The 20,358-nt window shown below is 63.8% G+C and carries 23 protein-coding genes and 1 riboswitch; of the genes, 7 read left to right on the top strand and 16 right to left on the bottom strand.

The window, feature by feature from the left end; all coding sequences use genetic code 11:
- Nucleotides 1-161: 161 nt before the first annotated feature.
- The 7 genes from FJV83_RS12015 to FJV83_RS11985 are packed head-to-tail and all read right to left on the bottom strand — an operon-like array spanning nucleotide 162 to nucleotide 6,764.
- Nucleotides 162-749, bottom strand: coding sequence for an NAD(P)H-dependent oxidoreductase (locus FJV83_RS12015; RefSeq protein WP_095787411.1), 588 nt, complete (start codon nucleotides 747-749; stop codon nucleotides 162-164).
- Nucleotides 749-1,330, bottom strand: coding sequence for an NAD(P)H-dependent oxidoreductase (locus FJV83_RS12010; RefSeq protein ID WP_142885267.1), 582 nt, complete (start codon nucleotides 1,328-1,330; stop codon nucleotides 749-751). The genes FJV83_RS12015 and FJV83_RS12010 overlap by 1 nt, the downstream gene beginning before the upstream one ends.
- Before the next feature lie 48 nt (nucleotides 1,331-1,378).
- Nucleotides 1,379-2,782 carry an FAD-binding oxidoreductase gene (locus FJV83_RS12005; RefSeq protein ID WP_142885342.1) on the bottom strand — a complete coding sequence of 468 codons (1,404 nt, stop codon included), beginning with the start codon at nucleotides 2,780-2,782 and terminating at the stop codon, nucleotides 1,379-1,381.
- Entirely contained in the window at nucleotides 2,782-4,083 is a 1,302-nt protein-coding gene (locus FJV83_RS12000; protein ID WP_142885265.1) for a cytosine deaminase, read from the bottom strand. The genes FJV83_RS12005 and FJV83_RS12000 overlap by 1 nt, the downstream gene beginning before the upstream one ends.
- Nucleotides 4,084-4,087: 4 nt before the next feature.
- Nucleotides 4,088-4,936 (bottom strand): ABC transporter permease, encoded by an 849-nt coding sequence (locus FJV83_RS11995; RefSeq protein WP_140889340.1) that lies wholly within the window; start codon nucleotides 4,934-4,936, stop codon nucleotides 4,088-4,090.
- Nucleotides 4,923-5,747, bottom strand: a complete 825-nt coding sequence (locus FJV83_RS11990; protein ID WP_142885264.1) for an ABC transporter ATP-binding protein — start codon at nucleotides 5,745-5,747, stop codon at nucleotides 4,923-4,925. Before FJV83_RS11990 ends, FJV83_RS11995 begins: the two co-directional genes overlap by 14 nt.
- A gap of 12 nt (nucleotides 5,748-5,759) precedes the next feature.
- The gene (locus tag FJV83_RS11985; RefSeq protein WP_095773117.1) at nucleotides 5,760-6,764 is read right to left on the bottom strand and encodes an ABC transporter substrate-binding protein; all 1,005 of its coding nucleotides are present in this window, start codon (nucleotides 6,762-6,764) and stop codon (nucleotides 5,760-5,762) included.
- Between the two features lie 265 nt (nucleotides 6,765-7,029).
- Between FJV83_RS11985 and FJV83_RS11980 the strand changes: the two genes are divergently transcribed.
- Together FJV83_RS11980 and FJV83_RS11975 are read left to right on the top strand one after the other, a co-directional pair.
- On the top strand, nucleotides 7,030-7,413 hold the full coding sequence (locus FJV83_RS11980) for a RidA family protein (protein WP_142885262.1): 384 nt from the start codon (nucleotides 7,030-7,032) through the stop codon (nucleotides 7,411-7,413).
- 54 nt (nucleotides 7,414-7,467) lie between these two features.
- Nucleotides 7,468-8,271, top strand: a complete 804-nt coding sequence (locus FJV83_RS11975) for a creatininase family protein (protein ID WP_095787406.1) — start codon at nucleotides 7,468-7,470, stop codon at nucleotides 8,269-8,271.
- Between the two features lie 6 nt (nucleotides 8,272-8,277).
- Here FJV83_RS11975 and FJV83_RS11970 read toward each other — a convergent pair whose 3' ends face one another.
- Together FJV83_RS11970 and cobD are read right to left on the bottom strand one after the other, a co-directional pair.
- Nucleotides 8,278-8,787 carry a tyrosine phosphatase family protein gene (locus tag FJV83_RS11970; protein ID WP_095787405.1) on the bottom strand — a complete coding sequence of 170 codons (510 nt, stop codon included), beginning with the start codon at nucleotides 8,785-8,787 and terminating at the stop codon, nucleotides 8,278-8,280.
- Nucleotides 8,784-9,830: a threonine-phosphate decarboxylase CobD gene (gene cobD, locus FJV83_RS11965; RefSeq protein WP_142885260.1), complete on the bottom strand. Its 1,047-nt coding sequence runs from the start codon at nucleotides 9,828-9,830 to the stop codon at nucleotides 8,784-8,786. Before cobD ends, FJV83_RS11970 begins: the two co-directional genes overlap by 4 nt.
- Here cobD and cbiB point away from each other — a divergent pair.
- Nucleotides 9,829-10,803 (top strand): adenosylcobinamide-phosphate synthase CbiB, encoded by a 975-nt coding sequence (gene cbiB / locus FJV83_RS11960; RefSeq protein WP_142885259.1) that lies wholly within the window; start codon nucleotides 9,829-9,831, stop codon nucleotides 10,801-10,803. The genes cobD and cbiB overlap by 2 nt on opposite strands.
- On the opposite strand, the gene cobO is transcribed toward cbiB, so the two are convergent.
- From cobO to FJV83_RS11940, 4 genes are read right to left on the bottom strand one after another with little or no spacing between them, the layout of a single operon-like run.
- A complete protein-coding gene (gene cobO / locus FJV83_RS11955; RefSeq protein ID WP_142885257.1) occupies nucleotides 10,800-11,414 on the bottom strand; it encodes a cob(I)yrinic acid a,c-diamide adenosyltransferase in 615 nt (204 codons plus the stop codon). The two genes, cbiB and cobO, sit on opposite strands and share 4 nt — an antisense overlap.
- Nucleotides 11,414-11,926 carry a bifunctional adenosylcobinamide kinase/adenosylcobinamide-phosphate guanylyltransferase gene (cobU, locus tag FJV83_RS11950; RefSeq protein ID WP_142885255.1) on the bottom strand — a complete coding sequence of 171 codons (513 nt, stop codon included), beginning with the start codon at nucleotides 11,924-11,926 and terminating at the stop codon, nucleotides 11,414-11,416. Before cobU ends, cobO begins: the two co-directional genes overlap by 1 nt.
- Complete coding sequence (locus tag FJV83_RS11945) at nucleotides 11,919-12,722, bottom strand: CbtA family protein (protein ID WP_142885253.1); 804 nt, start codon at nucleotides 12,720-12,722, stop codon at nucleotides 11,919-11,921. The genes cobU and FJV83_RS11945 overlap by 8 nt, the downstream gene beginning before the upstream one ends.
- Before the next feature lie 15 nt (nucleotides 12,723-12,737).
- Nucleotides 12,738-12,917, bottom strand: a complete 180-nt coding sequence (locus FJV83_RS11940; protein WP_142885252.1) for a CbtB domain-containing protein — start codon at nucleotides 12,915-12,917, stop codon at nucleotides 12,738-12,740.
- A 32-nt stretch (nucleotides 12,918-12,949) separates the two neighbouring features.
- A riboswitch (cobalamin riboswitch) is annotated at nucleotides 12,950-13,148 on the bottom strand.
- A 131-nt stretch (nucleotides 13,149-13,279) separates the two neighbouring features.
- Here FJV83_RS11940 and FJV83_RS11935 point away from each other — a divergent pair.
- A complete protein-coding gene (locus FJV83_RS11935; protein ID WP_142885250.1) occupies nucleotides 13,280-14,455 on the top strand; it encodes an aromatic ring-hydroxylating dioxygenase subunit alpha in 1,176 nt (391 codons plus the stop codon).
- A gap of 3 nt (nucleotides 14,456-14,458) precedes the next feature.
- On the opposite strand, the gene FJV83_RS11930 is transcribed toward FJV83_RS11935, so the two are convergent.
- A complete protein-coding gene (locus FJV83_RS11930) occupies nucleotides 14,459-15,658 on the bottom strand; it encodes an MFS transporter (RefSeq protein ID WP_142885248.1) in 1,200 nt (399 codons plus the stop codon).
- A gap of 208 nt (nucleotides 15,659-15,866) precedes the next feature.
- Here FJV83_RS11930 and FJV83_RS11925 point away from each other — a divergent pair, with 208 nt between their 5' ends.
- Together FJV83_RS11925 and FJV83_RS11920 are read left to right on the top strand one after the other, a co-directional pair.
- The gene (locus FJV83_RS11925; RefSeq protein WP_142885247.1) at nucleotides 15,867-16,865 is read left to right on the top strand and encodes a DUF1624 domain-containing protein; all 999 of its coding nucleotides are present in this window, start codon (nucleotides 15,867-15,869) and stop codon (nucleotides 16,863-16,865) included.
- Nucleotides 16,862-17,338 (top strand): isoprenylcysteine carboxylmethyltransferase family protein, encoded by a 477-nt coding sequence (locus tag FJV83_RS11920; protein WP_095772999.1) that lies wholly within the window; start codon nucleotides 16,862-16,864, stop codon nucleotides 17,336-17,338. Before FJV83_RS11925 ends, FJV83_RS11920 begins: the two co-directional genes overlap by 4 nt.
- 6 nt (nucleotides 17,339-17,344) lie before the next feature.
- On the opposite strand, the gene FJV83_RS11915 is transcribed toward FJV83_RS11920, so the two are convergent.
- Both FJV83_RS11915 and mgtE read right to left on the bottom strand, forming a co-directional pair.
- Complete coding sequence (locus tag FJV83_RS11915; protein ID WP_006203215.1) at nucleotides 17,345-17,731, bottom strand: MerR family DNA-binding transcriptional regulator; 387 nt, start codon at nucleotides 17,729-17,731, stop codon at nucleotides 17,345-17,347.
- 133 nt (nucleotides 17,732-17,864) lie between these two features.
- Complete coding sequence (gene mgtE, locus FJV83_RS11910) at nucleotides 17,865-19,277, bottom strand: magnesium transporter (protein WP_142885245.1); 1,413 nt, start codon at nucleotides 19,275-19,277, stop codon at nucleotides 17,865-17,867.
- 426 nt (nucleotides 19,278-19,703) lie between these two features.
- Here mgtE and FJV83_RS11905 point away from each other — a divergent pair, with 426 nt between their 5' ends.
- Nucleotides 19,704-20,324: a response regulator transcription factor gene (locus FJV83_RS11905; RefSeq protein ID WP_095773001.1), complete on the top strand. Its 621-nt coding sequence runs from the start codon at nucleotides 19,704-19,706 to the stop codon at nucleotides 20,322-20,324.
- Nucleotides 20,325-20,358: the final 34 nt, after the last annotated feature.

The raw sequence follows: 20,358 nt of genomic DNA, 5'->3' as shown, positions 1-20,358 counted from the left end.
CGACACGGATGAGGGGTGCGTGACGAAGCGCACCGTGAAAAGATCGAAGGATCACAAGCGCTTACTACTGCAAAGCAGAGTTCCTTCGCGCACCCCTCATCCGACCTCGCTTCGCGAGGCCACCTTCTCCCGCAAGGGGAGAAGGGAACGTCGCGCATCGCTCAAAACCGCTCCAGCTTCGTCCGCACCTTCGCCAAAAACGCCGCCCGCGTCTTTGGCGTCGAGGCGTCCATCAGATAATGCGCCAGGAAGAACGTCCTGCACCGTCTCGCGCACAGCGCCCGCATGCCGCGCAGCAACGTCTTGCGTCCAGGCTGGCCGACCACGACGCTCCACCAGGTCGGCGCGCCGCAGGTGGTGATGACACCGACCTTGCTGACATGCGTCATCAGCGATGTGATCCGCCCCTTGCCCGCCGGCAGTTTGAAGGCGACGTCCGTCGCCCAGACCCGGTCGAGCCAGCCCTTCAGCATCGCCGGCAGCCCGTACCACCAGGTCGGATAGACGAACAGGATCGCCTCGGCCCAGGCGAGCAGCTCGAAATGCAGCTTCAGCGCCGGGTCCTGCGGCGCCTGATTGTTGTAGCTGCGCCGCTCGTCGCAGCCCATCACCGGGTCGAATTTCTCGGCATAGAGGTCGAGCAGCCGCACCTCCCAGCCCCTTGCCTTGAGCACATCCAGGGCGGTGTCGCGGATTGCGGCGCAAAAACTTTCCGGCACCGGATGGCAATAGACCACGAGGACCCGCATCAGAATGCATCCATGCTCGCCGCCACCTTCGTCATGAAGGATTTTCGTGTTTGGTCGGTCGACAGGTTCATCGCGTAATGCGCGAGGTAAGTCACCGGCGCGCCGGGCTTTACGGTGGCGCGCAGCATGCGCTTGATCAGCTTGCGGGGCGGATCGCCCATCACAATGGCGCGGAACCGGCTGCCGCCATAGGTGGTGACGGCCGCGACCTTCCTTATGTTGTGCAGCGACGGCTGCACCTTGCCGTCGACCAGCCTGAACGACACGCCGGGCAGAAAGACGCGGTCGAAAAAACCTTTCAGGATAGCGGGGAAACCGTAATTCCAGACCGGATAGGAAAGCACCAGCGCCTCGGCCCGCAGTAGGCGCTCGACATAGGGCGCCGCCGGGTCCTTGGAGCCGCGCTGGTTGTGATAATCCAGCCTCTCCTGGCGCACTAGCCGCGGGTCGAAATCCTCGGCATAGAGGTCGCAGTCATCGACATTATGGCCCGCTGCCGTCAGCCGCTCGACGATCAACCGGTGCAGGCCGGCATTGAAGCTGGTCTCGACCGGGTGGGCGTAGAGCACGAGGATGTTCAAGGGAAGACATCCCGCAGGTCAGCGCGAGGCCACGCGTTCGTCATTGCATCATCCCACCCTCTGCAGCCCCTTGAACAGGAAGGTCCTTCCGGAGCGATAATCATAGTCCGGATTTTCCCAGGCGATCATCTTGCCGGGGTTGAGCAAGCCTTGCGGATCGGTCTCGCGCTTGAAGGCAAGCTGCACCGCATCCGTCTGCTTCATGCCGCCCTCCTCCAGCGTGTAGCGGTGCGGGTTGAAGATCGGGCAGCCATTGTCCTCGTGCAGGCGCACGATCTCGTTCAGCCGCGCCTCGGTGGTGAATTTTACCAGCGGCAGGCCGAAACAGGTGATGTTGCCGTCCAGCCGCACGAATTCGAGATGCGAGTACACTTCGCCCGGAAACATCGCATCCATCTTCTCGACCAGCGCCAGCTGGTTGGGAAACGGATAAAGCGACTGCAGATAGGTGATGTCGGGGTCGACGCGCAGTGCCCTCAGCGTGGTGTGGTTCCAGGCCAGCTCATAGGCCGGCGGCAGGCCCTTTTTCTCCTCCGGCGTCGCGGTCGCGGCGTTGAAGACCACCTCGCCGCCGGCGCGCCGGCTGAAGGCGAGGAATGCATCCAGCCCATGCTGCGCCACCATGACGACGCAGATGCTTTGGCCTTCCCTGAAAAATTTCTGGTGGCGCTTGAAATAGAGCTGCGGCACCGGGGCGGCGATCGGCGTGATCAGCTTGGTCAGGATGCCGTCCTGGCAGGCCAGCGCATTGCCGTAGCGCGCCGCGTCCATGAAGGCATCGAAGCCGACAATGACGTCGACCCACTCATAGGCCGCCGTCAGCGGCATCTCGACTTCCGTGATGATGCCGTTGGTGCCGTAAGCGTGGGTGACCTTGTGCAGGTCCTCGCCGGTGAGTTCGAGCACTTTCGGCTCGGCCTCCATCGTCACCACGCGCAGGCGCAGCACATTGCCGAAATCGCGCAACCCGCCGAAATTGATCGAACCGACGCCGCCCGAGCCGCCGGCGATAAAGCCGCCGATCGAGGCAGTGTTGTAGGTCGAAGGCGAGAGCCGCAGCTCCTGCCCGGAATGCGCGCGCGTGGCCTTGTCGATATCGGCCAGCACCGCGCCCGGCCCGGTTACCACGCGCCCCGGCGCAATCGACTTGATCTCGTTCATCTCGGCAAGATTGAGCACCACGCCGCCCGACAATGGCATCGCCTGGCCGTAATTGCCCGTGCCGCTGCCGCGCGGCGTCACCGGCACGCCATGCCGGTGGCAGGCGGCCAGCACACGGATCAGCTCGGCCTCGGTCTTCGGGGTCACGATCAGGTCACCGGTGACATGGTCGAGCTGCTGTTTCAGCACCGGGCTGTACCAGTAGAAGTCGCGGCTCTTCTGCTGGACGATGGCCGGATTGTCGTCGAGTTTTATCCCGTCGAGATCGCGTTTGAGCGCCGAAACGTCCATCATTCCACCATCAGTTCGTCGAGTTCGGCATAGTCGGGCAATTGCCGCTCGATCACGCGGCCGCCGCGCACGACGATGCGATCCGATTCGGGCCGTGACAGCAATTCCGTCCAGCTTCGACCTTTGAACAGGATGAAATCGGCATCGCCGCCGGCGGCAAGCGTGCCAAGTCCATCGAGCCGCATCACCTTGGCCGGCGTCGCGGCGACCGCTTGCGGCCAGTCCGCGACCGGATGATCGAAATGCAGGATGCGCGTCGCCATGCGGTAGACCTCCAGCATGTCGAGATCGCCATAGGCATAGAAGGGATCGCGCGTGTTATCGGAAGCGACGGCGACAGGAATGCCCCTTGCCTTCATCTCATGCAGCAGCGTCACGCCTCGCCAGCGCGGCGTGGTCTGGTCCCCGCGCCGATCCTGCAGATAGAGATTGCACATCGGCAGCGACACCACCGCCAGTCCGGCCTTCGCCACCTTGTCCAGCGTGTCCAGCACCTCGAGGTCGGGTTGCCGCGCCAGCGAGCAGCAATGGCCGACAAGGATCTTGCCCTCGAAACCGTTCCAAAGTGCGGCCTCGGCGATCTTCTTCAGCGAGATCGCCGCGATGTCGTCGGTCTCATCGGCATGGAAATCAAGATCGAGCCCATGCTTGATCGCTTGCGCGAAGACATGGTCGAGCAGTTCCTCCAGATCCGGCACCATATAGGTGACGACACCCAGTACCCCCTTGGCCGCGGCGACCCGCTTCGCCAGCCTATCGAACCATTTCTTGTCGCGCACGCCCTCTATGCCGAGCAAGCAGGCGCCCTGCAATTCGATGCGGCCGCGCCATGTCTCGCGCATCGTCTCGAACACCGGCCAGGAGATTTCCTCCTGAGGCGCGACGCTGTCGAGATGGGTGCGCAGCGCTTTGGTGCCATGTGCGTAGGCCGAGCGCAGCGAGAAATCCATGCGCTTCGCAAGGTCCTCGGCGCTCCAGCGCGCGACGCGGTCGGCGCCGGCGGCGTTGAGCGCCCCCATGAAGGTGCCGTCGGGATTGGGCTTTCGCGGCCAGATATGGCCCTTGTCGATATGCGTATGGCAGTCGACGAAGCACGGCAAGACGATGCGACCGACAAGGTCGATAGCCTCCGTCGGCGCCTTCGCTTTGCCATGCACCGCAATGCTGGAGATCTTGCCGTCTGCAATAGCAACGTCGGCCAGCGTGAAACCGTCATTGTCGTAAGTTGCGGCAAGGCCCGACGTCAGCGATCGATGAAGGCGGGCGTTGGCGAGCTGGTATGAAGCTGAGTTCGGAATCAAGGTCCTACCGCTCCTGCTTCAGCGCGCTTTCATGCCAGCGCCGCAAAATGAGATGCGAAATCAGCGACAGCACGAGGAAGATCAGGATGCCGGTCAGCGAGATCAGGAACAGCGCCGCGAACAGCCTTGGCGCGTTGAGCCGGTAGCCGGCCTCGATGATGCGCGAGGCGAGCCCCGACGACTGGCCGGTGGCGCCGGCAACGAACTCGGCCACCACGGCGCCGATCAGCGACAGGCCGCCGGCGATCTTCAGCCCACCGAGAAAATACGGCATCGCCGCCGGCAGCCTGAGATAGCGCAACTGCTGCCAGCGCGTCGCGCCATTGAGCTTGAACAGGTCGCGCAGATTGCGGTCGACCGAATTCAGGCCGAGCGTGGTGTTGGACAGGATCGGGAAGAAGGCGACGATCCAGGCGCACAGCAGAAGCTTGGTCGTCTGGTTGTTCACATAGATGTTGATCAGCGGAAAGATCGCCACGATCGGCGTCACCTGCAGCACGATGGCGAACGGGAAGAACGACATCTCCACCCATTTCGATTGCGCGAACAGCACCGACAGGCCGACGCCGCCGATGACGGCCAAGGCCAGGCTGAGGAAGGTGATGCGCAAGGTGACCAGCAGCGAGGAGAACAGCAGCCCGGCATCGTTGTGGAGCGTCTGCAGCACCACGCCGGGGCGCGGCAGGATATATTGCGGGATCTCGTTCCACACGCAGATGCGGTCCCACAGCCAGATCGCCAGGATCATGATCGCCAGCGGCAGCACCCAACGGCCGACCCGCTCGAGCCGCTCCTGGCGCACGCGGCGCGCTTCCTCGGGGTCGAGTTTCAACGTGCCGTCAATGACCGTCATGATGAGGGCCCGCTGTTGAATTGATGGCATTGACCAGCACGTCGGAAGCCTGACCGCAAAGGGCTGCATAGTCCGGCGAGGTGCGAAATGCCTCGTCGCGTGGATAGGCGGCCTCGATGGCAAGTTCGTCGAACACCCTGCCCGGCCGCGCCGCCATGACGACGACCCGGTTGGATAAAAACACACTTTCGAAGACGCTGTGGGTGACGAAGACGACGGTGAAGCGTTCGTCCTGCCACAGCTCCAGCAGATCGTTGTTGAGTTTGAAACGGGTGATCTCATCCAGTGCTGCGAAAGGTTCGTCCATCAGCAGCACACGCGGCTTGGTCACCATGGCGCGCGCGATCGAGACACGCATCTTCATGCCGCCGGACAGTTCGCGCGGCACGGCGTTCTCGAAACCGGTCAGGTGCACCCGCGCCAGCATTTGCGTGATCGCCGGGGCGGCCTTGGCGCGGGAAATGCCTTTCAGCCTGAGCGGCAGCCAGACATTGTCGAAGACGCTGGCCCAGGGCAGCAGCGTCGGCTCCTGGAAGACGAAGCCGATATTGGCGCGGTCGAGCGAACCGCCGCCGCGCCAGTCAAGCACGCCGGAGGTCGGCGTCGACAGGCCGGCGATCAGCCGCAGCGCCGTCGACTTGCCGCAACCGGACGGCCCGAGCAGGCTGAGGAAATCGCCTTCCCGGATCGTCAGGTCGACGTCGCTCAGTGCCGTCACGCCGTTGGAAAACACCTTGCCGACGCCGCGCAGCGCCAGCAAGGTCGGAGCGACGTCCGATGCCGGCGCTCGCGCCACCTTTTCCCCTATCATGCTCAGGCTGGCCTATTTCTTCAGGTCGAGCCCGACGCCCTTGTTGACGAAGGCCAGCGTATAGGCCTTCGAAATGTCGATGCCTTCAGGCGTAACCTTGGCCTTGACCATCTTGTCATAGAAACTCTTGATGCGCGCGTCGGTCATGGCGCCGATGCCGAGCTTCTCGGTATCGCCGGAATCGGCAAGGCCGAACTTCTTCATCTGCTCGATCGAGAAAGCGATCTGCTCGTCGCTCATGTCGGGATTGTCTTTCTTGATCATGTCGTTGGCGGCCTTGTTGTCGCCGTAGAGGTACTTGTACCAGCCCTTGGCCGAGCCATCGACGAAGCACTGGACCACCTCCGGCTTCTTGTCGATCGTGTCCTGCATCACCTCGATCGTCGTCGAGTAGGTGTCCCAGCCATAGTCGGCGAGCAGGAACTGGTTCGGCACGAAGCCGCCTTCCTTCTTCACCGCGAACGGCTCCGAGGTGACGTAGCCCTGCTGGATCGACTTCTTGTTGGCGAGGAAGGGAGCGGTGTTGTAGGTGTAGGGCGCGCGCTTGGCGGCGTCGAAGCCGAGTGCGGTGACCATCCACTGGAAGAAGGTCTGCACGCCTTCGTCACCCAGTATGTACTGGTCGGCGTTCTTCAGATCTTCCCACTTGTCCAGCCCCTCGCCGGGGTGGGACATGATCACCTGTGGATCCTTCTGGAAGTCCGCCGCCACCACGCGCATCGGAATACCTTGCTGGACGGCATCGAAGGCCGACAGCAGATTGCCGCCCATGTAGAAATCGATCTTGCCAGCCAAAAGCATCGGCCGGCCGCTGACCTGCGGACCGCCCTGCATGATGGTGACGTCGAGGCCGCAGGCGGCGTAGGTGCCGTCGGCCACGGCCTGATAGTAACCACCATGTTCCGGCTCGGCCAGCCAGTTGGTGCCAAAGGTGACTTTTTCATTCGCCGCGGCACCCAGCGTGCTGGCGGCAAGCAAGGCCACCACCGCCACCGAGATCTTCTGTTTTGCGTACATCGACAACCACCCTTTGTTTGCTCCGGCGCCACGCGCCAGGCTCGACACCAAAGATTCAAGAAGCAAGACACATGCCACCGGCGTCACGCGCCGGAACCCGCCCGCCTGCACCACAGCCATCTGCGAAAGCCGGAAAGGTCGTGCTGCACCGAAGGCATCGTGCCTATTTTTTGAACGCCTGTCCACAATCGCACCGGCAAGATGCACCGCCATCTTGAAGCTGGGATGCGTCCCGCCTTAGGCTGACGGCATCCAGGAGATTGCGATGTTCAGATTCCTCACCCCGAAGTCGATCAAACCGCCCTTTGCCCGCTATAGCCACGGCGTCGAAGTGCCGGCGGGCAAGCGGCTGGTGCTGTGCTCGGGCCAGGTGGCGATCACGGCGGACAACCAGATTCCCGAGGAGGCCGGCGCCCAGGCCGAACTCTGCTTCCGCAACATCGAGGCAATCCTCGGCGAGGCTGGGCTGGGGCTCGGGGACATCGTGCGCATCAACGCCTATGTCACCGACCGCGCCTATTTGCGCCCCTATATGGATGTCCGCGACAGGCTGTTTTCGAGCCCTGCGCCGGCCTCGACGCTGATGATCGTTTCCGGCTTTGCCCGCCCCGAATTCAAGGTCGAGGTCGAGGTCATCGCGGCTGGGTGATCGACAGCAGGCCTGTGCCGCGCTAGGTCTCACCGTTCATCGAAGAGGCATGACATGACCGCTGCAAAAAGACGCGTCTGGTGGGGCGACTACCGGACAACCGAATACGCCTCGATCGATCCGGAGGCGACGATCGCCGTTCTGCCGGTGGCGGCGATTGAGCAGCATGGACCGCATCTGCCTGTCTCGACCGACACTTCGATCATGAACGGCATGCTCGACACGGTGATCGCCCGCCTGCCCGACGATCTCGACATCCGCATCCTGCCGGTCCAGGCGGTGGGCAAGTCGAACGAGCACCTGCATGCGCCGGGCACGCTCACTTTGCCGGCAACGACGCTGGTCGAGGCATGGACCGAGCTTGGCGTGTCAATCGCGCGCGCCGGGCTGCGCAAACTCATCGTCGTCAATTCGCATGGCGGCAATGAAGAGATCATGGGCATCATCACGCGTGAATTGCGGGTGCGCGAAAAGATGCTGGCGGTGAAGACGAGCTGGCAGCGTTTTGGCCGCCCGGCCGGCATGTACACCGAACTCGAGGACCGCCACGGCATCCATGGCGGCGATGTCGAGACCTCTTTGATGCTGCATTTCCGGCCCGACCTCGTCGACATGGACAAGGCCGATAATTTCGTTTCCAACGTCGCCGGGGCGGAGACGGAATTTTCGCTGCTGCGCCACACCGGCACACACGCCTTCGCCTGGATCGCTGGCGATCTCAACCCGAATGGCGTGGTTGGCGACGCCAGCATCGCGACATCGGAAAAAGGCAGGCTGACGGCAGAGCATCAGGCCGACGGCTTCATCAGCCTGCTCAGGGATGTGCGCAAGGCGAAGCTCGCCGACTGGCTGAGATAGCCGCTTTTAGCCGTCGATCTTCAGCGCGAACGGCGTGCCTTCGAAGGCGTCGGCGCCGCGGCCGATCGACTGGATCGCCTCGATCATCCGGCCGTTGCGATCCAGCAGCGCGTCGGCCACGGCAATGAGCCGTGGATTGGGTGTCGCCGAGGGCGACAGCGCCCGCAGCGTCCATGCCAGTTCGGCCTCGTCGCGTGTCGGCGCCAGAGCGGCGGCGATGATGTAGGCCGAAGCGGTCGAGCGGCTGATGCCGGCATAGCAATGCACGACCATGGGCTTCGCCTGGTCCCAGCGGCGCGCGAAATCGAGCACGTCGCGCACATGCTCCTCGCCAGGCATCGTCATGCCGTCCTGCGCCACCGCTATGTCGTGCATGACCAGATGCAGATGGTTTTCCCGGGCGATCGAGGCCGGTCGCACCACCTCGGTTCCGGCGGCGAGCAGCGACAGCATGCGGTCGGCGCCGCTCCTTGCCACCGTTTCCTCGACCTTTGCCAGCGAGCAGACATGGATCATTGCTTCGAGCCCTTCGATTGATCCTCGCGCCGCGCCGCCCATTCGGCAAGGGCGGATTCGAGCCGCTGCCATTCCACCTCGCTCCCCGGCAGGCCGGCCCGCAACACAAATGGCCGGTCGTTGAAGTGGCGAAGCAGAATGCCCCTCTCGCCAAGCGCCGAAAACAGCCCGGCGGCATCCGGAAGACCGATATAGCGGAACAGCGTGGTGCCACCCACGGCCGGCACGCCGAAACGGCCGAACAATGCGTCCAGCCGCGCGGCTGCCTCGGCGAGCGATGCCCGCATCGCGTCCTGCCAGCCAATATCGGCAAGCGCGCGAATGCCATAGTCCAGCGCTGGACCGGCCACTGCCCACGGCCCGAATTGCCTTTGCAGCAATTCCACCGTTGGGCGATCGGAAAGCGCGAAGCCAAGCCGCAGCCCGGCCAGGCCAAAGAACTTGCCGAAGGAACGCAGCACGACGATGCCGCCCTGATCGACGTCGCCGGCGAGGCTGTGCTGGCGCGGGCCGACATCCATGAACGCCTCGTCGACGACCAGCAGCCCGCCTCTGGCGCGCAGCCCGGCGGCCAATGCCAGCAGCCGGTCGCGCTCGATGACGCGACCATCGGGATTGTTCGGATTGACGATGATGGCAAGGTCGGCGTCCGCCAGTGCGGCAAAATCGCTGACTTCGCTCACCTGATGCCCGGCGATCGCCGCGGCACGCGCATGTTCGGCATAGGTCGGCCCCAGCACCAATGCCTTGCCGGGCCTGACCAGCGAGGCCACGCGCGGCAGCAGGATCTGCGTGCCGGGCGCCGCGACCACATTGGCCGGCGACGGCGCGCTATAGGTACTGGCCGCGATCTCCGTCAACTCCCGCGCCCGCCCCGCTTCCGGCAATCGCGACAGCGAGGTGGCGGGCAGGTTGAAAAGCGGGTAGGAGTGCGGATTGATACCGGTCGAAAGGTCGACGAACGGCAGAGGAGCGCTGGGGAAAAGCGCCCTCGCCCGGCCAAGACTCCCACCATGGTCCACCGCTCCATCAAGAAGCTTCATGTCAGTCCTGATCGCTTTCCTGTCACTGGCCGTCGAATTTGTCCTGGGTTACCCGGACTGGCTCTTCCGCGCCATCGGCCATCCGGTGACGTGGTTCGGCAGGCTGATATCCTTTCTCGACTTGAGGCTCAACCGCGCCACTGATCCCGACGCGTTGCGTCGCCAACGTGGCGTCCAGGCGCTGCTGGTCATCGTGCTGGTGCCGGCGGTGATCGGCCTTTGCGTGCAGCTTGTCCTGCTCTGGTTCGTTCCGGTGGGGTTTTTCATTGCCGCCCTTCTGGCGACATCGCTGCTGTCACAGAAGAGCCTCTACGAACACGTCGAGGCCGTGGCTGACTCGCTCGAATCGGGCGGCCTCGCCATGGGCCGGGTCGCCGTCTCGCGCATAGTCGGCCGCGATCCCGAAGCGCTCGACCGCGCCGCCGTCTGCCGCGCGGCGATCGAGAGCCTGGCCGAGAATTTTTCCGACGGCATCGTCGCCCCTGCCTTCTGGACCGGTGTCGGCGGGCTCGCCGGCGGCGCCGCCTACAAGGCCGCCAACACCGCCGATTCGATGATCGGTCATCGCACCCCGCGCCACGAGGCTTTCGGCTGGGCGGCGGCGCGTTTCGACGACTGGATCAACCTGCCGGCGTCACGGCTGACTGCGCTGCTGATCGTGCTGGCGGCTTCCCTGGTCAAGGGCGCCGATCCCGGCAGTGCCTGGCAGGCGGTGCGGCGCGATGCAAAAAAACACCGCTCGCCCAATGCCGGCTGGCCGGAAGCGGCCATGGCAGGCGCGCTCGGCCTGGCGCTTGCCGGGCCACGCAGCTATGGCGGCATCATGGTCGATGACGTCTTCATGGGCGAAGGCGGCCGCCGCGACGTCGACAGCGGCGACATCAGGCGGGCGCTGAAACTCTACCGCGTCGCCGATTATTTGCTGATTGCGTTGTTCGCCGTGGTTTTGGTCATCGCCGTTCTTGCGTTCTAGAACTCGATCCCCTGCTGCGCCTTCACGCCTGCCGAAAAGTGATGCTTTGTCACGCCCATCTCGGTGACCAGATCGGCCGCTTCGACCAGTGCCGGCTTGGCGTTGCGGCCGGTGACGACGACATGCAGTCCCTTGCGGCGTGCCTTAAGCTCGGCAACCACCTTGTCGAGATCGAGATAATCATAGCGCAGCGCGATGTTGAGTTCGTCAAGCACGACAAGGCTGATCGAGGGATCGGCGATCAACTCCAGCGCCTTGGTCCAGGCAGCCTCGGCGGCAGCGATATCGCGCTTCAGATCCTGCGTCTCCCAGGTAAAGCCCTCGCCCATCGCGTGCCAGACGACGCGGTCGCCGAAGGCGGCAAACGCATCCTTCTCGCCGGTGTGCCATTTGCCCTTGATGAACTGCACGACGCCGACGCGCTTGCCATAGCCGAGCATGCGCAGCGCCAGCCCGAAGGCGGCGGTGGTCTTGCCCTTGCCGGGTCCAGTGTTGACGATCAGCAGCCCCTTCTCGACCGTCTTTTCCGCCACCTCGGCATCCTGCACCGCCTTGCGCTTGGCCATCTTGGCGCGGTGGCGTTCCTCGTCTTTTGCGTCGATATCGGTCATTATTTCACCTTGAGCGGCAGCCCGGCCACCATCAATAGCACCGTATCGGAAATTGCCGCGACCTGCTGGTTGAGCCGGCCGGCCGCGTCTCTGAAGCGGCGTGCCAGCGCATTGTCCGGCACGATACCTTGCCCGACTTCGTTGGAGACCACGAACCACGATCCGCGCGGCCGCGACAGCACGTCGGCGAGCCGCCGGCATTCTGCGTCCAGATCATGGTCGGCCAGCATATGATTGGTCAGCCACAGCGTCAGACAATCGACAAGCACCGGCTGGTTGTCGGGTAGCGCTTCGAGCGCGCCAGCGAGATCGAGCGGCGCATCGATGGTCGCCCACCCCTCACCGCGCCGCGACCGATGCAACGCGATGCGCTCGCGCATTTCGTCGTCATAGGCTTCAGCGGTGGCGATATAGGCCCATGGCGGCGGCAGCGCCGTCGCCAGGGTTTCGGCATGAGCGCTCTTGCCGGAGCGCGCACCGCCGATGATGAAGGTCAAACTGCGATCAGGCAAAGCTGTCGCGCAGGCTGGTCGCCGTGCCGGTGAAGCGTCCGCGTACCACGCCGACAACCGCGCCGAGCACCAGCCAGAACACCAGATTGGTCAGCGTTACCGCCACCACGAACTGGTGATGCAGGCCTTCGGGGATCGACGTTATGAAGCTGTCCGGCTGCGGCGCACCGACGATATGCGGCGCCACGATCAGGACCACCGCAAGGATCGCCAGCGGCAACGATTTGCGGAAGGCGAGAAGACCCAGGCCAGCCGCTGTCGCCGCCACCGTCGCCCACCACCAGATCTGGCGTTGGGTGAGGTCGGCCACCGGCATCGCCGGTAGTTCCGGCGGCAGGCTGAGGCCCGGGGCGAGCGTGAACGCGGCAAAACCAGCCAGACCCCAGAATACGCCCTGGCGCCAGTTGCCGATGCCGCCGGCGAATTCGGAAACCGCCACCAGGACCAGCGCGAAACCGATGCCGGTGACGATATTGGCCAGCACGCTGAAGGCGAAGCGCTCGAAGCCGTCGGCCGGCGCCCAGCCTTCGTCCTCCGCCGGCGCGGCTGCGTCAGCCGGTGCGGGTGCTGCGGTGCTCATGGCATTTCCCGCAGGTGCCGGGGTGCTCATGGCATTGGTGTCCGCAGCGGCGGGCGCCGCGGCATGCTCATGTTGATGGCCGCCACCGGCCTGTTCGTAGACTTCCGCCTTCAGGATGAGCGGCACGGTCGCATAGGTCTGCAAGCAGGCGAGAACGACGCCGGCCACGAGCCCTGCGATCGCCGCGATAAACACGACGTTGCGAAACAGATTCATGATGTCAGATCCTCGTCAGTGGCAGGGAAAAGCCATCGAATGGCGATAGTCGTGCGCGGCATTGTGGACCGCATCGATATGCGAGAACCCGACAAAGCCGATGATGAACGTGCCGAGCAGCGCGGCGAGCGCCAGCTGCATGAAGCGCGACTGCGAGGAGACGGAGGCGCCGAGGGAGACGGAAGCGGTGTTCATATCTTGTCCTTTCACCCTCCACCCGAGGGCCTGTCAGTTTTGCCGTCGTCGGCAGGTCTCCTGGCTCACGGATCAGCGCCCTTCCCCACCTTCCCGAAGACGAATCTTCAGTGGCATATGGAGAGGACTACCGCACACAGTTGCGGGGGCAGCCACGGCATTGGGCAAGAATTTCGCCCGCACCGCATTCCCTCTTGGCTCCAAAACGGAACCGACGACTGCATGACTATAGGGAAAATCGCGACACGCGGCAAACCAAATTCCGCCGGCAAACAGCGCGATTGCGCCATGCCGTCTCCAGGCACGACAATTGACAATTCTCCTGACCGGGTGTCGGCTGGCCGCTTCACAGGAAGCCAGCCATGCAGCCCATTGCCGGTGAGCGCGCCCCTTACAATGGCCTGACCCAGGCCGAGCCGACCCTGCCCTCGTCGGCCTATTGGGACGGTGAGAGCTACCAGCGCGACCTCGACGCCATCTGGTACAAAAACTGGCTGCTCGTCTGCCGCGAGGCCGATCTGGCCCAGCCGCTGGCCTTCCGCAGGTTTCGCATCGGCACGCAGGACATCATCGTGCTGCGCGACGACACCGGCGCCCTGCGCGCCTTCCACAACACCTGCCGGCATCGCGGTTCGCAGCTTTGCCAGGAGAGCGAGGGCCGGCTGAAGGCGCGGCTGATCACCTGCCCCTATCATGCCTGGTCCTATTCGCTGCGCGGCGACCTCGTGCGCGTGCCGTCGAAATCGTTGCCGGACGGCTTCGACAAGGCCGACCATCCGCTCTACCGCGTCGCGCTCTCGGTGTGGCGCGGCTTCGTGTTCATCAATCTGCAGGAGGGTGCGGCGGACTCCGCGCAGGCATCCTTCGATCCTGCCTCCGGCAATCTCGGCAACTGGCCGCTGGAAACGCTGGTATCGGGCCATGTGCTGCGCAAGGTGATGCACTGCAACTGGAAGATCTTTTGGGAGAACTTCAACGAGTGCCTGCACTGCCCGGGCATCCACAAGGACCTGTCGCGCCTGGTGCCAATCTATGGCCGAGGTCTGATGAGCCGGCACGACGATCCCGAATGGACGCGCCACGCCGACAATGACGCGCCGGAGTTTTCCGGAGGCCTGCGTGCCGGCGCCGAGACCTGGTCGCGCGACGGCAAGACGCACGGGCCGGTCTTCTCCGGGTTGACGCCGGCCGAACGCGTCGCCGGCCAGACCTACGCCACCAGCCTGCCCTCAATGTTCATCGTCGGCCATGTCGACTATGTCAGGACGGTACGCCTGGTGCCGCTCGGTCCCGAACAGACGGAGCTTATCGCCGAATGGCTGTTCGCGCCCGAGGCGCTGGCCGCGACCGACATCGACAACATCGTCGCCTTCGGCACACAGGTGCTGGAAGAGGACGCCGCCATCTGCGAGGTCAACCAGAGGGGCCTGCGCTCGATGCGCCACCATGCCGGCGTGCTCATGCCCGAGGAGTATGACCTGCACCGTTTCCACAACTGGGTGCGCGAGCGTCATGCGGCGCTTGCACCAAAGCCGTGATCCTCACAGTGACTTCGGCAGGTATCGCCACGTGACAAAACCGCAAACCGCCGCGAGCAGACCAAGCGTGACGAACACCGAGCCCAGCCCGAAGAAGGCGAGCACCACCGAATAGACCAGCGGCGGCGTCAGTTCGGAAAAATCGAGATAGGTGCGGTAGACCGCCGCCATCTGCGCCCGTTCATAGGAGCGCACCGAACGCATGAAGGCGGTCGAGCCCAGCGCGTCGAGCGCTATGGTGAAGAAGGCGCCGCACAGCAGGAACGCGCCGGTGAGCAGCGGGACGCTCTCTCCGACCGTGCCTGCCGCCAAAAGCATCGCCGACATGGCGAAATAAGCGAATGTCATGGTGCGCCGGCCGCCAAAGCGTTTTCCGGCCTTGCCCCAGAAGATCGCCATGAAGAGCAATGCGTTGCCCGCCGAAACCAGCAGGCCGCCGGCCAGCTTGCCCTCGCCGGTGATCACCATGAACAGCGGCCCATAGACGAAGAACGTCGTCCAGAAGCAGGAGCGGCCGAAGGCGATCAGCCAGGCAAGCCTCAATCTGGGCTGCGCGACGAAGCGGCCGATATTGGCGAGCGGATTGGCCGGCCGTGTCTTGCCGGGCCGGATCGACGGATTGTCGCCCAGCCGATAGGTCCAGAACAGCGCCAAGAGCGCTAGCGCGAACACCGCCACCGCACCATGCGCGGCATAGATACCGAAGCGCGTGTAGAGGAAGATGCCGAGTGTCGGCCCACCGGTCCAGGCAAACATCGACCACGCCATGCGCAGCGATTCGGCCTGCATGAAGTCGGTCTTGCGGATGTGGTCCATGATGTAGAGGTTGAGCGTGATCGAAAGCGCGCTGGCCCCCATGACACGGCACAGCATCCCGGCCAATTGCCCGGCCAGCGTGTGGGTGACGAAGAACAGCGAGCCGATGGCGAGCAGGCAGGCGCCTGCGGTGTAGACCCAGCGCCGGGCAAAGCGGCGGATCAGCAGCGGCATGAACAAGGTTACCGACAGGCCGAGCAGCGCCACGATGGTGTAGAGGATCGAGACGATCTGCTCATTGTGCAGGATTTCGTAGGCCTGGATCGGGATGACGCTCGACACCGTGGCGCGGGCAAAGGATTCGACCGCATAAAGCGAGGCGAAGGTGCGCGCATCCGCGGCCCTGAGGGCCGGGAGCCAGATTGGATGGCGCACATGGGTGGACATTGCTTCCCCAAAGCAGAATCACCGGCCAAATCTGCCTTGGCCGTTCCCGGACGATTAAGAGGAAACCGACGCATAGGCCGTGAAAAGCGAAGTCGGTCAACGACTTCCCGGCACTGGCCTAAAGCGTCGCTTGATCCAACGCCCCGGCTTCTTCTGTCCGGTCCAACCGTGATAGTTCTCACGCGGGGCTGAATCAGATCGCGAGACCATGACCATCCATACGCCGACCGCACCCGCTCCGGAGCCATCCAGGCGCATCGTCGCCATAGACATCGTGCGCGGCATCGCGCTGCTGGCCATGGCGAGCTACCATTTCACCTGGGACCTGGAATTCTTCGGCTATACCGATCCAGGCCTCACCGCCTTCGGCTGGTGGAAGATCTACGCGCGCTGCATTGCCTCGACCTTCCTGTTTCTGGTCGGCGTCAGCCTCTACCTCGCGCACGGCCAGCAAATCCGCTGGAACGGTTTCTGGAAACGTTTTGCCATGGTCGCCGGAGCGGCGATCGCCATTTCGGTGGTAACCCGTATCGCGACGCCGGACGGATTCATCTTCTTCGGCATCCTGCACGAGATCGCGCTCGCCAGCCTGCTCGGCCTCGCCTTCCTGCGGCTGCCCGCCCTGCTGACCCTTGTCGTTGCCGCGCTGGTCATCGCCGCGCCCGTCTATCTGCGCTTCGAAGCGCTGGACCATCCCTGGCTGTGGTGGATCGGCCTGTCGGCGATCAACCCACGCTCCAACGACTATGTGCCGCTGTTTCCGTGGTTCGGCGCGGTGCTTGTCGGCATCGGGGTGGCGAAACTCGCCTCAGCCTCCGGCGTGCGAGCCCGCCTGGCGAGCCTCATGCCCGGCCGCTGGGCCAATCCGCTGGTCTTCATCGGCCGCCACAGCCTCGCTTTCTACCTGATCCACCAGCCGCTGCTGATCGGCTGCGTCTGGCTCTTCTCGCAAGTCATGCCGGCCCAGGTCGAAACCGTGCAGGTCAATTTCCTGAAAACCTGCCAGCGCTCATGCGAGCAGACGCGCAACGCGACCTTCTGTTCGAGCTATTGCAGTTGCATGCTGACGACGCTCGAGGGCGAGGCCGCGCTTGATCGGCTCGAGAACAACGACCAGACTGCGGAATTCCGAGCGCATCTGGGCGATCTGGGCGCCAGCTGCACGGGCCAGACCGAGGACAAGATGAACGAGGGAGGAACGCAATGACCGGAACCCAGCCGAAGCCCGGCGTGATACCGTGGCCGCCGGTGATCTACGTCGCAGCAATCGCCATCAGCGTCATTCTCGGCCTGCTCTATCCGCTGCCCTGGATCGGCGATCTGCTGGGCGACCTGCTGTTCGCGGCCGGCTGGGTGGCACTATTCGCCGTCGCGGCGCTCTGGTTCACCGCCATTCGCACCATGGTCCGAGCCAGGACGACGCTCAACCCCAATGCAGTGCCGGACCACCTCGTCACCACAGGGCCATTCGGCGTCACCCGCAACCCGATGTATCTCGCCAACACGCTGCTACTAATCGGCGTCGCCTTTGTCACGGGGATCGTATGGTTCCTGCCGCTGGCGTTCATCGCGGCCTTCGCCACGCAGAAGGTCGCGATCGAGCGTGAGGAAAAGATCCTGGCGGCGAAGTTTGGGAAGAGATATCGCGATTACGCCAAAAGGGTGCGGCGCTGGATCTGAGCGGCGTTACGTATTGACGCCGAGCTCAACCAGCCGCTCGACGCAGGACTCCTCCGCCTGGTCGAGTTCGGCCAGCGTTTCCTCGAGGTCGCGGCGTTTTTGCCTGAGATCCTCGCGCTTTTCCTCGATGCGCTTGATCATCAGCTTCAGCTGCCCGACCTCGCCCGGCGGCTCCTTGTACATCTGGATGATTTCGCGGATCTCGTTGATCGAGAAACCGAGCCGCTTTCCGCGCATGATCTGCCGGATGAGATGGCGGTCGGACGGGCGAAACAGCCGCGTACGGCCACGCCGCACCGGCTGCACCAGCCCCTCGTCCTCATAGAAACGCAGCGTCCGCGTCGACACGTCGAATTCGCGGGTCAGTTCGGTGATCGAGTAATATTCCCGCATTGTCGCTCCATGCCCGAACCCCGGGCAACGCCAGGCGGCGCTGCCTCCCGTCCCGAACCAAACCCTTGCCCGCCGGAATCGACATGGCCCCCGCACGAGCCTCGCACGGCATTTACGTAAAAGTCAATTGAGGCTACCTGACGCCGAACCACCAGCTTGCGAGGCCGAGGAAGGCGAAAAAGCCGACGCAGTCGGTGACGGTGGTGACGAAGACCGCCGACGCCACGGCGGGATCGATCTTGAATCGGTCGAGCATGAGCGGGATCAGGATACCGGCAAGGGCGGCCGCGAACATGTTGATGATCATCGCCGCGCCGATGATCCCGCCCAGATTGGGATCACGAAACCACAGGGCGGCGACGATGCCGATCAAAACGGCAAAGACAACGCCGTTGATGAAGCCCACACCCATTTCGCGGCGGATGATTCGGGCGGCGTTGTAGATGTCGAGATCCTTCGTCGCCAGCGCCCGTACGGTGACGGTCATGGTCTGCGAACCAGCATTGCCTCCCATGCCGGCGACGATCGGCATCAGCACGGCGAGCGCCACGATCCGCTCGATCGTGTGGTCGAACAGCCCGATCACCGATGCCGCCAAGAATGCCGTGACAAGGTTGACGAGCAGCCAGGGAACGCGCGAACGCGAGGTTGCAAACACCGTGTCGGAGAGTTCCTCGTCGCCGACGCCGCCCATGCGCAGCAGATCTTCCTCGGCCTCCTGCTGAATGACGTCGACGACATCGTCGATGGTCAGCACGCCGACCAGCCGCTCGTTCTCGTCGACGACGGCGGCCGACAAGAGGTCGTACTGCTCGAATTCGCGCGCCGCCTCTTCCTGATCCATGGTCGCCGGAATGGCGTGGCGCGTCTCATGCATGACATCCTCGACCTTGACCGCGCGCTTGGTGCGCAGGATCTGGTCGAGATCGATGGCGCCGACGAGCTTGAAAGTCGGATCGATGACGAAGATCTGACTGAAACGGTCGGGAAGGTTCTTGTCCTCACGCATGTAGTCGATGGTCTGGCCGATCGTCCAGAACGGCGGCACCGCGACGAACTCCGTCTGCATGCGCCGCCCGGCGGTCTCTTCGGGATAGTCCAGCGAACGGCGCAGCCTGATCCGTTCGGTGAACGGCAGTTGCGACAGGATCTCGTCCTGGTCTTCCTTTTCAAGGTCTTCGAGAATGTAGACGGCGTCGTCGGAATCGAGTTCCTGCACCGCCTGCGCGATCTGCGCATTGGGCAGGTGATCGACGATCTCCATGCGGATCGCCTCGTCGACCTCGGTCAGCGCGGAGAAGTCGAAATCGGCGCCCAGCAGTTCGACCAGCGCGCGCCGCTGTTCGGGATGCAGCGCCTCGATCAGGTCGCCGAGTTCCGACTGGTGCAGATGGTCGACTTCATGCTTGAGGGTCGGCGTATTGCGGTCGGCGATCGCGGCGCCGATCTGGGCAAGGAAGGACGAAAGGACCGCACCGTCCTCGCCATAGATGTCAGCGTGGATGTCGTCGGCCGCCTTGGCGGAGATCGTCTGCTTGTCCTCCAACAGCGCCTCCCGCCATTCCCGGAAAAATCGTGTCTCAGGTCTAGAGCATCGGACCTTAAAGCGGAAACCGGTTTCGCGAAAATTCGATGCACCTCGCCTGCAGACGCGATTCGATTTGAGAACTTATCGCTCTAAGGCACGGAATATCAAACGAAACGCTGGTTCCATGCCACGTGGTGAGCGTATCGCCGGATGTCTGCCCTGGCGGGGCCTGTCCCATCAGCAACCAGCGAATCGCGGCTTCAGACGGCGCGACAGCCGATGTCGCTGGGGAAAGAGCACCCCCGCGCGATTGGGGCAGAATTGTCATGGTACGGGTCCAGGCCTGAAGCCTGACCTTTGAGTTGCGGCACAACCACCCCAGGACAAAAACGGCCCTTGAACAGCAAGCCCGGGAAAACGAGCAAGGCAATTGGCGACCGGCGCATGCGCATTGTCGTCGCCGAACGCAATCCATTCGTCATATCGGCGCTGCGCGAGATGCTCGAATGCGATGGCCGGTTCGACTTGTTGGGCAGCGTGCAGAGCGGCAAGCAATTCCTGGATCTGGCGGCGAAGGGCGGATTCGACGTCGCAATCATCGGCTGGAAGCTCGCCGACATGGACGGCGCGGATGTGCTGGCCGAGGTCCAGAGCCGCAAGCTCGACGTGCGCATCACCGTCTTTTCCAACGACCATGACATCGGCATCCTGAAGCAATGCGTACGGCTGGGAGCGCAGGGCTATTGTTTTCAGTTCGACGATCCGGCCATCATCTTCGACACGATCCTGGCAGTGGCGCATGGCCGCATCTGCATCCCCTATATCGACATCAACAAGGTCAACGACACGCCGCTCGCGCAGCTCACGGTGCGTGAGCGCGAGCTGCTGGCGGTGCTTTCCGACGGCTGGACCAATCTGCAGATCGCCACGCGCACCGGCATTTCCGAGAACACGGTGAAGTACCACCTGAAGAATCTCTACGACAAGCTCGACGTCCGCAACCGGGCGATGGCCGTCGCGCTCTATGCGCGCGAGAGGCGCACCCAGAAGCAGCCTTTCGGGTAGGCCAACCGGGTAGGCCCGCCCCACCCGCGCGCGG

Origin of the sequence: Mesorhizobium sp. WSM4307, assembly GCF_007003945.1 — a bacterium.
GTDB lineage: Bacteria > Pseudomonadota > Alphaproteobacteria > Rhizobiales > Rhizobiaceae > Mesorhizobium.
The sequence above is the reverse complement of the archived record's forward strand: the minus strand, read 5'-3'. Positions and strand labels throughout refer to the sequence as shown.

Excerpts from the sequence above, each read along its gene's own strand:
- FJV83_RS11940 (WP_142885252.1), bottom strand. The coding sequence starts at position 12,917 with ATGAACACCGCTTCCGTCTCCCTCGGCGCCTCCGTCTCCTCGCAGTCG.
- FJV83_RS11970 (WP_095787405.1), bottom strand. The coding sequence starts at position 8,787 with ATGATCCATGTCTGCTCGCTGGCAAAGGTCGAGGAAACGGTGGCAAGG.
- FJV83_RS11980 (WP_142885262.1), top strand. The coding sequence starts at position 7,030 with ATGTTCAGATTCCTCACCCCGAAGTCGATCAAACCGCCCTTTGCCCGC.
- FJV83_RS11985 (WP_095773117.1), bottom strand. The coding sequence starts at position 6,764 with ATGTACGCAAAACAGAAGATCTCGGTGGCGGTGGTGGCCTTGCTTGCC.
- FJV83_RS12005 (WP_142885342.1), bottom strand. The coding sequence starts at position 2,782 with ATGGACGTTTCGGCGCTCAAACGCGATCTCGACGGGATAAAACTCGAC.
- cobD (WP_142885260.1), bottom strand. The coding sequence starts at position 9,830 with ATGAAGCTTCTTGATGGAGCGGTGGACCATGGTGGGAGTCTTGGCCGG.
- cbiB (WP_142885259.1), top strand. The coding sequence starts at position 9,829 with ATGTCAGTCCTGATCGCTTTCCTGTCACTGGCCGTCGAATTTGTCCTG.
- FJV83_RS11925 (WP_142885247.1), top strand. The coding sequence starts at position 15,867 with ATGACCATCCATACGCCGACCGCACCCGCTCCGGAGCCATCCAGGCGC.
- FJV83_RS11930 (WP_142885248.1), bottom strand. The coding sequence starts at position 15,658 with ATGTCCACCCATGTGCGCCATCCAATCTGGCTCCCGGCCCTCAGGGCC.
- FJV83_RS11935 (WP_142885250.1), top strand. The coding sequence starts at position 13,280 with ATGCAGCCCATTGCCGGTGAGCGCGCCCCTTACAATGGCCTGACCCAG.
- FJV83_RS11920 (WP_095772999.1), top strand. The coding sequence starts at position 16,862 with ATGACCGGAACCCAGCCGAAGCCCGGCGTGATACCGTGGCCGCCGGTG.
- FJV83_RS11975 (WP_095787406.1), top strand. The coding sequence starts at position 7,468 with ATGACCGCTGCAAAAAGACGCGTCTGGTGGGGCGACTACCGGACAACC.
- FJV83_RS11905 (WP_095773001.1), top strand. The coding sequence starts at position 19,704 with ATGCGCATTGTCGTCGCCGAACGCAATCCATTCGTCATATCGGCGCTG.
- FJV83_RS11915 (WP_006203215.1), bottom strand. The coding sequence starts at position 17,731 with ATGCGGGAATATTACTCGATCACCGAACTGACCCGCGAATTCGACGTG.
- FJV83_RS12015 (WP_095787411.1), bottom strand. The coding sequence starts at position 749 with ATGCGGGTCCTCGTGGTCTATTGCCATCCGGTGCCGGAAAGTTTTTGC.
- FJV83_RS11990 (WP_142885264.1), bottom strand. The coding sequence starts at position 5,747 with ATGATAGGGGAAAAGGTGGCGCGAGCGCCGGCATCGGACGTCGCTCCG.
- FJV83_RS11945 (WP_142885253.1), bottom strand. The coding sequence starts at position 12,722 with ATGAATCTGTTTCGCAACGTCGTGTTTATCGCGGCGATCGCAGGGCTC.
- cobO (WP_142885257.1), bottom strand. The coding sequence starts at position 11,414 with ATGACCGATATCGACGCAAAAGACGAGGAACGCCACCGCGCCAAGATG.
- FJV83_RS11995 (WP_140889340.1), bottom strand. The coding sequence starts at position 4,936 with ATGACGGTCATTGACGGCACGTTGAAACTCGACCCCGAGGAAGCGCGC.